The 14253-nt window shown below is 38.0% G+C and carries 11 protein-coding genes; 6 read left to right on the plus strand and 5 right to left on the minus strand.

The features are described from left to right. Positions 1-99: 99 nt before the first annotated feature. Positions 100-2844 carry an HAD-IC family P-type ATPase gene (locus FD20_RS06690; protein ID WP_057736995.1) on the minus strand — a complete coding sequence of 915 codons (2745 nt, stop codon included), beginning with the start codon at positions 2842-2844 and terminating at the stop codon, positions 100-102. Between the two features lie 311 nt (positions 2845-3155). On the opposite strand from FD20_RS06690, the gene FD20_RS06695 reads away from it, so the two are divergent. Together FD20_RS06695 and FD20_RS06700 are read left to right on the plus strand one after the other, a co-directional pair. After that, positions 3156-4595 carry an MFS transporter gene (locus FD20_RS06695; RefSeq protein WP_083489068.1) on the plus strand — a complete coding sequence of 480 codons (1440 nt, stop codon included), beginning with the start codon at positions 3156-3158 and terminating at the stop codon, positions 4593-4595. A 230-nt stretch (positions 4596-4825) separates the two neighbouring features. Further along, complete coding sequence (locus FD20_RS06700; RefSeq protein ID WP_057736999.1) at positions 4826-5530, plus strand: glycerophosphodiester phosphodiesterase; 705 nt, start codon at positions 4826-4828, stop codon at positions 5528-5530. A gap of 166 nt (positions 5531-5696) precedes the next feature. On the opposite strand, the gene FD20_RS06705 is transcribed toward FD20_RS06700, so the two are convergent. Further along, positions 5697-7448, minus strand: a complete 1752-nt coding sequence (locus FD20_RS06705; protein ID WP_057737001.1) for a thiamine pyrophosphate-dependent enzyme — start codon at positions 7446-7448, stop codon at positions 5697-5699. A 145-nt stretch (positions 7449-7593) separates the two neighbouring features. On the opposite strand from FD20_RS06705, the gene FD20_RS06710 reads away from it, so the two are divergent. The 4 genes from FD20_RS06710 (at position 7594) to FD20_RS06725 (ending at position 11052) form a co-directional block, all read left to right on the plus strand. Continuing rightward, a complete protein-coding gene (locus FD20_RS06710; protein WP_057737003.1) occupies positions 7594-8046 on the plus strand; it encodes an Rrf2 family transcriptional regulator in 453 nt (150 codons plus the stop codon). A gap of 333 nt (positions 8047-8379) precedes the next feature. Then, positions 8380-9384 (plus strand): tryptophan ABC transporter substrate-binding protein, encoded by a 1005-nt coding sequence (gene trpX / locus FD20_RS06715; protein WP_057737005.1) that lies wholly within the window; start codon positions 8380-8382, stop codon positions 9382-9384. Beyond that, complete coding sequence (locus FD20_RS06720) at positions 9381-10286, plus strand: ABC transporter permease (protein WP_057737007.1); 906 nt, start codon at positions 9381-9383, stop codon at positions 10284-10286. Before trpX ends, FD20_RS06720 begins: the two co-directional genes overlap by 4 nt. Beyond that, positions 10273-11052: an ABC transporter ATP-binding protein gene (locus FD20_RS06725; RefSeq protein WP_057737009.1), complete on the plus strand. Its 780-nt coding sequence runs from the start codon at positions 10273-10275 to the stop codon at positions 11050-11052. Before FD20_RS06720 ends, FD20_RS06725 begins: the two co-directional genes overlap by 14 nt. A gap of 231 nt (positions 11053-11283) precedes the next feature. Here the strand turns inward: FD20_RS06725 and FD20_RS06730 are convergent, their stop codons facing one another. The 3 genes from FD20_RS06730 to FD20_RS06740 all read right to left on the minus strand — a co-directional run bounded on the left by FD20_RS06730 (position 11284) and on the right by FD20_RS06740 (position 14228). After that, positions 11284-12318, minus strand: coding sequence for a polysaccharide pyruvyl transferase family protein (locus FD20_RS06730; protein ID WP_057737011.1), 1035 nt, complete (start codon positions 12316-12318; stop codon positions 11284-11286). 364 nt (positions 12319-12682) lie between these two features. Beyond that, positions 12683-13303, minus strand: coding sequence for an NADPH-dependent F420 reductase (locus tag FD20_RS06735; RefSeq protein WP_057737013.1), 621 nt, complete (start codon positions 13301-13303; stop codon positions 12683-12685). Between the two features lie 106 nt (positions 13304-13409). Next, positions 13410-14228, minus strand: a complete 819-nt coding sequence (locus FD20_RS06740) for a DNA/RNA non-specific endonuclease (protein ID WP_083489069.1) — start codon at positions 14226-14228, stop codon at positions 13410-13412. Positions 14229-14253 lie beyond the last annotated feature (25 nt).

Below are 14253 nucleotides of genomic sequence, written 5' to 3' on the forward strand. Positions count from 1 at the left end.
CAAAATTCGGTTTCTCGTCCTATTTGCTTATACAGAGGCTAGTTATGTCACAGCCTCCTTTCTGTCACCACTGGTACTTTTACCAACAAAACATTTCAATTATCTAGAACTTCTTTGCTCTTTTTTTAATGAAAGACGATAGATATACATGTGAATATATTTAACAGCCTCTGTAACAATCAGAACAATTGCCCCAGCTAATATCGGTACACCCCAACCGGCTAACCAACCTGGTGCTGTCGTATGAAAAATCTTCTGCATAAACGGCAGATATATTATTCCAGCTTGTAAAACAAGCAAAATAGCTATAATGTAAAATGCCATTTTATTTTGGAAAAAATAACGTGAAAAAACAGGATGATTGTTGCGCATATTAAAAAGATAAAAAATCTTTCCAAAAACAATCACATTTAATGTCATTGTACTGCCGACAACTTCTGACATCCCCTGCTTAGTCATTATGTTGTAGGCAATCATGCCCAAACTCGAAATAAGCAGTGAAACATAGGCAATTTCAATCACATCTGTTTTATTCAAGATTCCTTGATTAACCTTACGCGGTCCACGTGTCATTATCCCCTTTTCGGCCGGTTCAAAAATAAACGCAAATTGAATCGTTAAAGCCGAAACCATATTTATCCACAACAACTGGGTCGGATAGAGCGGCATTGTCTGATCTAATAAAATACTCATGACAACGATTAACCCTTCTGCAAAACTTGTCGGCAACAGAAAACGGATCGTCTTACGAATGTTATCAAAAATATGGCGCCCTTCTTTTACAGCCGTTAACAACGTCGTAAAATTATCATCCGTTAAAACCATATCAGCTGAACTCTTGGCAACATCAGTCCCTTTGATTCCCATTGCAACACCAATATCTGCTTGTTTTAATGCTGGTGCATCATTGACACCATCCCCCGTCATCGAAACAACATTACCTCTTTGCTGTTGTGCCTTGACAATTTTCAACTTATCACTGGGAGTAGTTCGCGCAAAAACGGTATATTTATCAATTTCATTTGCCAACTGTTCCTCAGACATTTTATCTAACTCAGGGCCCGTAATGGCGTTAACATTATCAGCTAGCTTTAACTGCCTAGCAATCGCCATCGCTGTATTGGGATCATCCCCAGTGATCATCTTGACCTTAATGCCTGCATATCTTAGTTTACGAATAGAAGTTGCTACTTCCTGGCGTGGCGGGTCAATGATGCCTACCATACCAACTAAATGGAAATTGTCCCCTATGTCTGCCGAGATAATCTCGTCTGTTTCGTCAGACGCAAATTGGTATCCCAATGCTACCACACGTTTTCCTTGCTTGGTTAATTGCTCCATTTTTTTCAGCCAATTCTGTTTATCAACTTGACTTCCATGTTCTTGCATTTTTTCAAAAAGAGTTTGCGGTGCTCCCTTGACCATCAGCACCTTTTTATTGTTGAGAAGTGCTAATCGCGCAGAATAACGAAATGCCGAATCAAAGGGCAGCGAATCAATTTCTTCAACAACTGGAGCCTCTCCTGTGAATTTATGGAACAGTCCTGTCAATGCCCCATCAGTTGGTTCCCCTGTCAGCACCCACTGCCCCTCTTCTTGATGAAAAGAAGCATCAGTTGTCTGACCAGCAATTTGAATTATCCACTTCAATTCATCGCTATTTCTCCATTCAACTTTCTCTCCATCTTCTTTTTGAATCTGGCCAGTTGCATCGTACCCTACACCCGAAACAGTATATCGTCCATTAGCCGTGATGATATCAGTGACAGTCATTTCGTTTTTAGTCAACGTTCCAGTCTTATCTGTATTCACAATATTAACAGCGCCTAATGTCTCAACTGCTGGTAAGGTTTTGACAATGGCTTTTTTTCGGGTCAGTTTACGTGTTCCCATTGCCAGCACAACTGACACACTTGCAGGCATGCCTTCTGGCATTGAGCCTACGATCATTGTAATTACGGCTATCAAAAGTGTAGGCAAACTATAAACTTGCAGAAAAGCTCCCAAAATGAACAATATAACGGCAACAGCAATGATAGCTATGGAAAGTGCCCACCCCAATTTGTTTAAATTTTGCATCAGGGGCGTTGCTTTGCTTTTTACTTCAACTACATCCTGCTGAATGTGTCCAATTTCTGTTTCTGTACCTGTGGCTACAACGATTCCTACGCCTGAACCGTTGGTAACCGAAGTCGAGGCAAAAGCCATATTAGTTCGTTCAGCCAATGGCAGTCCATCCACATTAATTGCATCTTCAGTTTTGGTAACCGAATCTGTCTCACCAGTTAAATTCGATTCCTGAATTTTCATATTGTCTGCTGAAATCAAGCGCAAATCAGCAGGAACTGCATCTCCAGCTTCAAGATGTATGACATCACCAATCACAACCTGCTTTGAAGGTAGTTCAAGCTTATGTCCATCTCGAATGACATAACATTCAGAAACCAGAAGCTCCTTAATTTTATTGAGCGCATTATCTGCTGAAACTTCTTGAAAAAAGCCAACCAACGCGTTTGCAATAATTACAGCACCGATAACAATCGAATCTGGATAATGTTGCAGGAAAAGGGTAACAGCAGCCGTTGCAGCTAAAATATACGTGATGCTATTATTGAATTGTCTAAAAAAGAGCATCCAATTCGAAGTCTTTTTAGAAACCAATTCATTTTTACCGTTTTCCTTAAGCCTGCGTTCAGCTTCTTCATTGGTCAACCCTTGGCTTAAATCTGTCTTGAACTTTTTCTCAAGTTCTTCGGATTTATTTTTCCAAAGCTGCTGTCTAGGTCCAGAATCATCGCTGTCTTCGCTTGTACCCATTAAATTTGTTTGCTTTTCTTCTTGCATAAAAAACCATCCTTTTTATCCTTATAGTGTTTTTATCGATCAGGTATATGATACGCTATTCTTTTACACTTATCGTTTCGCATCTCTGCCAAATCCTTTCTTTTGCTAAAACCTGCGTATTTAAAAAAAAGTGAAATATGTAACTATATTATAACTTAACACGCTATGGAATGAGAATTTTTTTGGCTTACAAAAATTGAACATCAGCTGACATCAGCTTAGTTTAGTTGAATCTAATACATTTTTGTTAAATAATAATCTAGTGGCTCTTTCCAGAACCACTAAATAAATAAAGGATGGTCACTTATTTTATGAAAAACAAGGCACGAATTTGGATTATGGTTGCAATTTTTATTGCAACTTTTATGACCTCTGTGGAGATAACCATCGTTACCACTGCACTTCCTTCAATCATAAGTGAACTACATGGACTTGCTTATCAAAGTTGGATCATGAGCACTTATTTGCTAACGACTGCCATCACAACTCCAATCTATGGCAAACTAGCAGACAGTTGGGGACGAAAAAAGGTCTTTCAAATTGGAGTAATCTTTTTCACTTTAGGCTCATTTTTAAGCGGCCTATCTCCCTCGATCTTTTTCTTGATTTTAGCACGTGCCTTGCAAGGGTTAGGCGCAGGTTCGATTATTTCTTTAACCTTCACTATTATCGCTGACATGTACTCTTTCCAAGAACGCGCTAAAATTATGGCTTTCAATAATACTGCATGGGGGCTTTCCGCCCTGCTTGGTCCTCTACTTGGAGGTTTTCTAGTTGATACACTTAGCTGGCATTGGGTCTTTTTTGTCAATGTCCCACTTGGTGTCCTTGTCTTTTTAGTTATTACTTTTAAATATACAGAAACCCTAGCAGTTAAAACTGATTTGCACATTGATTGGTATGGTATATGCTGGCTTGCTATTTCATTGTTTTCTCTACTGATAGGTATTCAAAAAATTGATGATAACATATGGCTTGCGGCCATTTTATTTATTACTTCGTTACTAAGCTTTTTTCTCCTTTTTAAGCAGGAAAAAAGAGTTTCTGATCCGCTGATCCCATTTAAAATATTTACGAATCCCACTTTTTCAATTCAAGTTATCACTTCTACGCTTTTAAGTGGAATTCTTATCGGCTATCAAATATATTTTCCTATTTGGCTGCAGTCCCTTTACCGCGTTCCGGCCACAGTATCTGGTCTTGTCGTTACTTCTAGTTCTGTTATGTGGCTATTCGCTTCGTTTCTTGTCGGTAGGCTGCTGAAAAAATTCTCGCCTAAAAACATTATTTTGACTGTTGTTTCAGTTCAATTTCTTTCATACTTTACATTGCTTTTTATTAACTCTTCATTCCCATATTGGGGATTTTACATCATTGCTGCAATCAGTGGATTCGGTATGGGAATCGTAATTAGTGTAAATATCATGCTTAGCCAGCATCTTGTTAGTAAAAAATTGTTAGGATCTGCAACTGCCATCATCACTTTAGGCCGAACCCTTGGTCAGACCCTGATGATTGGCATTTACGGTGCCATCTTGAATCTATTTATCAGGCTGCAACTACATGGTATAAAATTTTCAGCAATCAATAAATTCATCAGTTCAACCAATAAGATCGATGCCTATTCCCAAAAAATATTTACCCCAATCATTCTTAATTCATTGCATGCTGTCTTTGGGGTTGTTAACCTGTTGTTCATCATTATTTTATTGGTAAACATACTAGACCCTAACAAAAAAATTATTCGCTAGACCGCACATCTGCGCCTTTATACTTGCAAACAGCAATTCCTAATAATCTTTACCAACTCGTTACATGCAAAACATAACATTATTACATTTGCATACTATACTTAACATGTGGGACAGCATAATGCAGGAATTTTAATTTCCATTTAACATATCACTCTCTGTATTGTATTATAATGTCAGTTTGCTAAAAATATTCAAGTCGAAAAAGGCTCACATTTAAGGAGTTAGTTATGTTAAAACATACTTTAATTTTTGGTCATCGTGGTTATCCGCAAAAATTTCCTGAAAATTCACTCGCCGGTTTCAGATATAGTATTCAGCATCAGATCGATGGTCTTGAATTTGACGTCCATTTAACTAAAGATAGTGTCCCGGTAATTATTCATGATGAAACGATTGACCGCACAACTGACGGTAGTGGAGAGGTAAATTCCTATACCTTTGCTGAGTTGCGTCAATTCAAGCTAAGAAATGCTGAGCCAATTCCAAGTTTGGCTGAAATTTTAAACCTTGCTGCCTATCAAGCGGTGCACCTCAACCTAGAATTCAAAACTGATAAAAAACACTATGCTCATATTGAAAAGATAGTTTTAAAAATGATTAGAGAGAGTGATCTTAAGTTTCCTGTCATCTTCTCCTCATTCAATCTTGAAACCTTGAAAATCTGTCATCAGCTGGACCCTAGCCAACAGTACTGCTGGCTGACGGAAAGACAGGTACCTGATGCTGAAAAATTTGTTAAAGAAACAGGTTTAGCAGGATTACATTTACAACATTATCAGCAAGTAAATGTTCCACAGCGTTTATGGACTATAGATGACGAAAACTCCGCGCGCAGCTTATTTGAAGCCGGTGTCGACGGTCTGATTACTGATAATTTTGAGCAAATGAAATTGCTTCAGAAGCAACTTTTCTCCTCACAGAAAGCTATTTAACTTACCTTTAAACATCTTTTTTGAACACAATCTAAAACTAAATTAAAAAATAAAGAGGGACCTGTATCAAAAGTTAAACTTGATCTAGGTCCCTCTTTGAATATACATCTATTTCATAAGTTTGAAAGTCAAAATTCTCAGTTGTGTACATACAGTCTCATTGCCATTAACCCTGCTCTTTCAGAATTTGACTGAATGCTGGCTGAGTTTTTTCATCAACATTATAACGTTTGCGGTAGTCATCTATGGTTTGTGTATCAAAAACATCTGGATCAACTTGCACAAAACTTGTATCGATAGGATCTACATTTTTTATCTTTGCATCAAGCACAATCGGCAAATTATTTCCTTTTTTCTGAAGCTCATCAATTTTTTTCATCGCGTCATTCAATTCTTGAAGATTAGTAACTTTGAAACCGATCGCTCCCATATCTTCAGCCATACGTGCCCAGTCAGCACCTAGCAGATCAATACCATACAAAGCTTGACCACTCATTAGTTTCTCATGTTGAATGAATCCAAAAGAATTGTTTTCCAGAACAACATTAACTATTGGTAAATGATATTTAACTTCCGTCAATAAATCTGGCATTACCATCGCGTAACCCCCGTCACCAGAAATCGTCCATGTTTGCCGCTTAGGAAAACTTAACTTACCCGCAAGTCCAGCTGGTAACCCGAATCCCATCGTCCCATACCATGGAGACATCGTCATTCTTTGCTGCTTGTTCAATGGCAACTGACGAATAGACCATTCTGTATTATTTCCCACATCCAATCCAAAAATCGCATCGTCAGCTGCATTTTCCCGAATAGCTTTAATCACTCCTTCAGCAGCCAAGCCTTCACTATCATCCGCTGCCAAGCTTTCCAACCACTTATCCCAATTTTTCTTATTAATCTGGGCTGCTTTCAAGAATTTATTAGATTCAACACTATAGTCGGACTTTAACAATTCTACAAAGAATAATTTTGCATCAGACAAAACCGTCAGATCCGCATCACGTTGTTTACCCAGATCTGCTAAATTATTATTTACCTGAATAAACTTGATGTTTTGTGGTAAAAACCTTGCAAAAGGATAATTAGTTCCGACAAATAAAACCAAATCTGCGGCTTGCGAAACTTCAAAACCCGGTTTTGTTCCTAGACGACCGCGCGAACCCATAAAGTTAGGGTGATCAGTTGGAATGGCCCCTGTAGCCGGTACTGTTGTAAGAACTGGAAGACTGAATTTTTCAGAAACCTTAATAATTTCATCTCTTGCATTCATTGCTCCTCTTCCAACCCAAAGAATCGGATGTTCAGCCTCTTTCAGTGCTTTGACAACTTCATCAATATCGCGTTGCTGCGGTACTACTTGTGTACTAATAGCTCGAATAGGTTTGGTTTTAAAACCTTTAAAATCAATTTTCTGTCCAGATAAATCATCAGGAACAATAACTACTGAAACTGAATGGTTAGCATATGCTGAGCGAATAGCCTCATCAACAACGTAAGGTATTTGTTCGGCACTCACAACCTGTTTGTGAAAATCTGCAACATCTGCAAAAATAGGATCTTGATTCATTTCCTGAAAGAAGTTTGTGTTCATTACACCAGTTGAGGATTGACCAACTAATGCCAACACGGGTATATGATCCATTTTTGCATCATAGAGGCCATTCAATAAATGAACTGCTCCTGGACCAGCCGAACCAAAACTTACACCAATTTTTCCTGTTAATTTAGCATCTGCTGCCGCTGCCAAAGCTCCGATTTCCTCATGCCTTACCTGAATATACTTTAATTTTTCTTTTTCTTTATAGAAACCATCAACCGTATTATTGATCGAATCTGCTGTAATTCCATAAATATGGTCAACCTTCCAATCAAGAAGAACTTTAGCAAGTGCTTGTCCCGCAATCATTTTTGTCATATTAACCCGCTCCTTTAATGTTACTTTTTTTATCACAACAACAATATAGCACTTTAAAGTATTAACTACAACATTAAAATTCATTTTTCTCAAATTTTATGCTATTATTACATTAAATGTCACATCTTAAGAGAGGAGCAATAAAATGGCTAACAATCGTTTAAGTGATCTGGTCCATATTCTCGTATATGTTCAAATGCATTCACACAATAAATTAACCAGTGATTTAATTGCTAGTAGTTTGAACACCAATCCGAGCTTGGCACGCAGAATGATGAGTCAGTTGAAAAAAGCCTCGTTATTAGAAACTACTCAGGGAACGGCTTCACCCAAATTAAGTCGTTCACCTGTGAAAATTACTATTTTTGATGTTTATATGGCTACATTGCCTGAAGCGCCTTTGCTAAAAGTAGATAAAAATACTTCAAAAGATTGTGCTGTTGGACATGCATTGCCAAAAGTTCTTAACAAGTACTACCTCGATATCCAGAGTACAGCGGAAGCAAAAATGCGCAAAATTACCATTCAAGACGTCATTAACGACGTAAAAATGGACATTGAACACCATGAAAAAGAAACTACAATGTTAAACTCTTAATATTCAAGACAATTTTTTTAATAAAACCATTGACAATTACTAACCATTTTTCTATACTTGCACTAATAAGTTTTAGGAAGGACGAGTAAAATGCGAAAGTTTGAATCTGTCAATTTAAATAGTTCTTGGCAAAGCCGGCACTGCTGGTTGTAATTCGTTGTTACGGATGCAATCTGGCAAACAGTTTGTATCTGTGCCGACTAACTTTCGTATTGTACGAAGTCTGCATGGGTCTAATACAGCAGGCTTCGGTTTCTAAGGGCAAACCAAAGCTGCTGGTTTGCCCTTTTTCTTTTGCCCTACTTTATATTAATACTATCTGGAGGAATCAAAATGAAAAGAATGTACACATTAATTGCAGCACTTGCGGCATTTCTAATCTTTGCTTTTTTTGCAACTAGCAAAAATGACAATGCTAGTTCATCGAAAAACAAAATCCCCACAGTTGGAATTTTGCAATTGGTAACTCACCCAGCGCTTGATCAAATTCATCGCGGTTTTGTAGCAGGGCTCAAAGAATATGGTTATACACCAGGCAAAAATATCAAAATTGATTTTCAAAACGCTCAAGGAGATCAAAGCAATCTAAAAACCATGAGCACTAAGTTTGCCAACGAAAACGTTGATTTGATGGCTGGAATTGCGACTCCTGCGGCTCAGGCTCTAGCTAACGCCGCAAACAAAAAAACTCCTGTCATCTTAGCCGGTATTACTGATCCAGTCGGTGGAGGTTTAGTTGATTCTGATAAACATCCCGGTGGCAATATCACCGGTACTTCAGGTGAATCACCTCTAAAAGAGCAATTAGATCTCCTCAGAAAAATACTTCCTAATGCTAAAACAGTTGGAATCATTTATACTTCTTCAGATCATGGTGGACAGTACAATGCAAAAAAATTCGCCAAAATTTGTAAACAACAGGGCATCAATTACAAGCTTTATACGATTTCCAGCACAAATGATATGCAGCAAGTTGCCGAACAAGCTGTTTCTCAAGTTGATGCTATCTATGCACCGCAAGATAATGGTATCGCCTCAGCAATGAAAACACTGGTAAATGTTGCTAATCAAGCAAAAATTCCCGTAATTCCTTCTGCCGATACAATGGTTAAGGACGGCGGCTTGGCATCATATGCTATAAGCCAGTATGACTTAGGTAAAGTTGCTGGTGAAATGGCTGGTCAGGTTCTGCGTGGACGTAAAACAGCCAACTTCCCTGTAGCATACATTACTAAGGGCAAATATGTTATTAATCAAAAAGAAGCCAAAATATTAGGTATCCAACTACCGCAAAGTATCGTTGAACAAGCCGAAAAAGAGGGGGAAGTTTTTAAATGAGTATGCTCGTATCCAGTATTGGTCAGGGCCTGTTATGGGCCATTTTAGGTGTTGCGCTTTTCTTAACTTTCAGGATTCTTAATTTTCCTGATATGACGGTTGAGGGAACTTTTCCATTAGGTGCCGCAACCGCAGTTACCGCTATTAGCCATGGTATGTCGCCTTTAATGGCAACCGCTCTGGCCTTTGTAACGGGAGCATTGGCTGGGTTAATCACCGGATTGCTCTATACCAAGGGGAAAATTCCCATCTTATTAGCAGGTATTTTAGTCATGACAGCCTGTCTATCTGTTAATCTGCGTATCATGGGTGGTGCCAATGTTTCCCTCTTGGGTAAAAAAACGGTTTTCAGCAGCCATTTCTTGCAGTCATTACCAAAGTATTTTGATAGTGTTTATGTCGGACTTTTAATGATCATAATCGTGACAATCCTCCTTATCCTATTTCTGCAAACAAATCTAGGGCAAGCCTTTATAGTAACGGGTGATAACCCTGTTATGGCACGTTCCTTCGGTATTAACACTGATAATATGACGATCATGGGACTTATGCTGTCTAATGGCCTGATTGGACTTGGCGGTGCCTTGATTTCCCAAAATAATGGATATGCTGATATAAATATGGGAATAGGAATCATCGTTATTGCACTCGCATCTATTATTATCGGTGAAGTCGTCTTTGGAGAATTGACCCTAAACCAACGTTTAGTTGCCGTCACCCTTGGAAGTATTCTCTATCGCTTTGTTCTGTTGATTGTTTTACAGTTGGGTTTCAGTACCAACGACTTAAACCTATTATCTGCTATTATTCTTGCGATTTGCTTAATGCTTCCCAACCTCAGCAAGTCACTAAAACTTGACCATGTAATCATGAAGGGAGTTGAAAATAATGGAACAAAATAAAATACCTATTCTTTCCTTGAAAAACATTGTCACTTTTGTCAATCGACGGACTCCTTCCGAAACAATGATTCTGAAGCATTTAAATCTTGATGTTTTCGATGGTGATTTCATCACAGTTCTTGGCTCTAATGGTGCAGGAAAATCAACCCTCTTCAATACAATTGCAGGTACCTTACCTCCAAACAGTGGCCAAATACTGCATGCTGGCACCGACATTACAGGCGATTCTGTCGAAAAAAGATCGCGTTTTCTAGGACGAGTTTTTCAAGATCCCAAATTAGGAACAGCTCCCAGAATGACAGTAGCCGAAAATCTGCTTCTAGCCACCAAACGAGGTCAACACCGTACTTTAGCTCTGCGCCAATTAAAGCAAAACCTGCCTGCATTTAGACAAGCTACTGCCTCAATGAATAACGGCTTGTCTGAACGAATTAATACAGCTACTGAAAACCTTTCAGGGGGGCAGCGCCAAGCGTTGAGCTTCCTTATGGCCACGATCAGGCGTCCAGATGTCCTATTGCTTGATGAACACACTGCTGCCTTAGATCCCAACACCAGCGCTCAATTAATGGACCAGACTAATGAAAAAGTTCTAGATCAAAAACTAACATGCTTGATGATTACCCATCATTTGGATGACGCTTTGAAGTACGGAAATCGTTTGATCGTTCTGGATGACGGTCAAGTCAAATTTGACGCCCGCGGAAAAGAAAAAGATGAACTTACTAAGGAGAAACTGCTTAGTTTCTTCGGGAATATTGCTTAATTAATCATGTTTAAACTGCTGATCGAAAGTTTAAAAAACTAAATCGCAGTTGGTGTAATCTGAACCAATTACAAATAATGTCTTGCCTTCTGGCAAAAAAATTTCAAAAGCAAAAAAGTAATTTTAAATATCTGGAAGTTAGCGGTCCAAACTACCAGATTTCATTGTTTTACAACAAAAATAGACTAGCAAAAATAATCTTTGCTAGTCTGTTTTTGTTTTGAAAAACTATTACCTCACTACCGCCCGTTCTGCAATGTACTTTTTAATAATACGTTTCAAAGGACGGAAATTGGGACGAAGATCATAACTATGAACCTGGGCGCTCGTGATCGTTTCAAGCTCCATTTTTATCCTCGTAACATCACGCTCGTCACTATACTTAATCCAGCTGATATTTTCCAGCCAATCAAAATACGCATGCTTGCCCTTGCCATAACTGTTTCCGAATAACAGACACGGAGTCTGGGTGAGAACTGAAAAAACCATTGCATGAAAGCGATCAGAGATAATCAATTCCTGATTTGCAATTTTTTGTAGCTGCTCTTCAAAAAGTTTTTCACGTGTTTTCGGTGTAATTTTTGTTGGTGTTTCCAAAACTGTATCCGTTCGCTCTAACGAGTAGTGCTTCTTTAAAATCAACTTCAGAGATTCAATAAACGATTCATCCAATATTTTCTCTCCATCATGGCGCAAGATAAATAATGCTCCAGACCTTTTAACATTAAAAGTTCTGGGTGTCAGATACAGAACCATATCTGGAGTAAATGCAATCTTATTTTTAAAAGTCTTCTGCATCCGACGATAACTTTGCGCATCTCGAGCCAACAAAATCAAGTTGCGATTTTTGTTATAAGCCTCTTGGCTTAATTTCTTCTCATCTTCACCATAAGCTGTCTTCTCAAAATGTATCGACTGTGGAAAAGAAATTGTTAAATTATCTGTGAATGTGCTGAAAACATCTCGTCGATCTTTTTCAATGTCAGTATAAAGACTTCCCATATTTCCACCACCAACATACCCAACAATATCTTGTTTGGAAATAATTTCTTTTACCGCACTAATACCTGCCTCATTATCATAATCCATAATTTCAATGTATTGATATTCTGGAAACTCTTTTTTAAAAAAGATGCGTGAAGCCAAAGAAACAGCCTGATCTCCCATATTTGTATAACTTGGAACACCAAACATAAACATTTTAGGCCTATCACTCTGAGGAAGCTCTGGACTTGCATTTTTTGTCTCAATAAAGAAATCTGCCATTCTTATCATCCCTTTGCTGATCCTAAATTATTGTTCTATCTCCCAAAACTATGTTTACTAATTATCAAGTTTTTGTTTAACATTGTCTATACCGATTATCATGGTCTCTATTTCTAGATTATGCAAGAAATGAGCATTTTCGTTTTTTATTTAAAAATACCCGTTAAACAACATACCTAAAAAAATAGCAACAGGTAATACCGATTCACTTAAAGTCTGACTATTGAACAATGTTAGTTCATATAATACAGAATTAAAGTAAAAAGCTAGATCAAAAGTTAACTTTTGATCTAGCTTTTTACTTTATACTTTTATATTATTTTTTACCTCAAAATTTTTCAAAAAAACAGCTTTGAAAGTAAAATCACCCGTTAATTTTTTTGCCTAGTGCTTTTTCATTACCAATAAATAAAAAGACCGGTGTATCCGACTGCATTTTACGACTGTCTGCAAGGTTACCAACATCATAGGGAACAAAACCAATCTGATCGATCAAGTCTGCAATTTTTTCTTTCAGCCTTGAGTCATTACCCGCTAATGGCAGTGCGATTTTTTGAACATTCTCTTCAGGAGCTGCCAGCCCTGCTAGATCAGCAACTGGAATCGAATTAAACGCTTTAACAATAAAAGCACCCTCGAAATGTTCTGCTACCAATTCGCTCGTTGCATTTTGGTGCTCACGCAACTTCTCGATATCACCATCACGATGTGGAAAATAATTGGTAGCATCAACAACATCTTTCCCCTTTAACAACTGATTGTCTATTTCAAAAACAGCCTTATAAGGTACTGCAAGAATAATTAGATCTTGCCTAGCCACTTCTGCCAAATTGCCTGCCTGAGCTTGCGGACCTAAACGCTCGAGCACAGGTTTTAGTTTCTCCAACCCATGTTTATTCGTTAAAACTACGGTATGCCCTTCCTTAATAAAAAGTTTAGCTAGTACTTGGGCAACATGTCCACCACCAATAAAACCTATTTTCATTTACTGCACCTCCAAACACTTTCTACCTATATAAACTACGCTATCGCCGTCATTTTAAGTCATTTAAGCCTAAGTTACAAATTAATTGTTTGCACATTTTCAATTCTTATGAAGAAAAATTTGCCGGCAATGTAACCTGAAAAGCCGCATTTCTTGTTGAACGTCCAGTTTGATAATTAAAAACGTACTTAGGTTGAACATTAAACAGGTAAACATTAAAATTCAATGATCCATCATCTGATAGTGCCTGCATATGAACACCACGTGCCATCAATTCCTGGTTTCTGAAAAGTGGTTGAACCTGATAAATAACTTTATGCCCACGCTTTAAAGCATCTCGTACTTTTTCCTCATAAATAGTCTGCAATCTTTGATTCGAGAAAGCTGTTTGAGTAAAGAGGTTTTTAGGATTATTTTGATCACCACTTTGCTGTGATTGATCATAATCTCCATTCTGATCAATTCCCCCTGAAATCGAATATGCGATCAAATGGCCGCGATTCAAAATAGCTTCCCCGTTCTCCATTTTCTGATGCCACGCCGTTGGTTGAACATATTGCCGCACTCTTTGCCCATCATCTACAACATTCCTTTGTTCTAGATAAGCAGTGTTAGGACTTGAGGTGCGGTTTAAATTATCTAACGTGCTGTAGATTACTGTGTTTTTTCTCCAATCTTTCATCTGAAGTGTACTTTTATTTCCATTAACCATTACTACCGGTGTGTCACCGGAGTGAAAATTCAAATTCATTAGTTTTTCAGCAGTCACATCCTTGAGATTGCTCTTTTGTCCAGTAGTTGTGGTAGTTGTGTTATTCACATTATTTTTTAGAAACTGGTCTGGCTGTGTGATAACATAAACCAGAAATAAAATGATTACAACTACACTTGACAACACAGGCTTTCTCTTTTTTCTTCTACTCATTTTCCTTCCCAACCTTCTTCTTAAA

The organism is Liquorilactobacillus uvarum DSM 19971, assembly GCF_001434935.1.
Classification (GTDB): domain Bacteria; phylum Bacillota; class Bacilli; order Lactobacillales; family Lactobacillaceae; genus Liquorilactobacillus; species Liquorilactobacillus uvarum.

Excerpts from the sequence above, each read along its gene's own strand:
- trpX (WP_057737005.1), top strand. The coding sequence starts at position 8,380 with ATGAAAAGAATGTACACATTAATTGCAGCACTTGCGGCATTTCTAATC.
- FD20_RS06730 (WP_057737011.1), bottom strand. The coding sequence starts at position 12,318 with ATGGCAGATTTCTTTATTGAGACAAAAAATGCAAGTCCAGAGCTTCCT.
- FD20_RS06700 (WP_057736999.1), top strand. The coding sequence starts at position 4,826 with ATGTTAAAACATACTTTAATTTTTGGTCATCGTGGTTATCCGCAAAAA.
- FD20_RS06695 (WP_083489068.1), top strand. The coding sequence starts at position 3,156 with ATGAAAAACAAGGCACGAATTTGGATTATGGTTGCAATTTTTATTGCA.
- FD20_RS06740 (WP_083489069.1), bottom strand. The coding sequence starts at position 14,228 with ATGAGTAGAAGAAAAAAGAGAAAGCCTGTGTTGTCAAGTGTAGTTGTA.
- FD20_RS06720 (WP_057737007.1), top strand. The coding sequence starts at position 9,381 with ATGAGTATGCTCGTATCCAGTATTGGTCAGGGCCTGTTATGGGCCATT.
- FD20_RS06725 (WP_057737009.1), top strand. The coding sequence starts at position 10,273 with ATGGAACAAAATAAAATACCTATTCTTTCCTTGAAAAACATTGTCACT.
- FD20_RS06735 (WP_057737013.1), bottom strand. The coding sequence starts at position 13,303 with ATGAAAATAGGTTTTATTGGTGGTGGACATGTTGCCCAAGTACTAGCT.
- FD20_RS06690 (WP_057736995.1), bottom strand. The coding sequence starts at position 2,844 with ATGCAAGAAGAAAAGCAAACAAATTTAATGGGTACAAGCGAAGACAGC.
- FD20_RS06710 (WP_057737003.1), top strand. The coding sequence starts at position 7,594 with ATGGCTAACAATCGTTTAAGTGATCTGGTCCATATTCTCGTATATGTT.
- FD20_RS06705 (WP_057737001.1), bottom strand. The coding sequence starts at position 7,448 with ATGACAAAAATGATTGCGGGACAAGCACTTGCTAAAGTTCTTCTTGAT.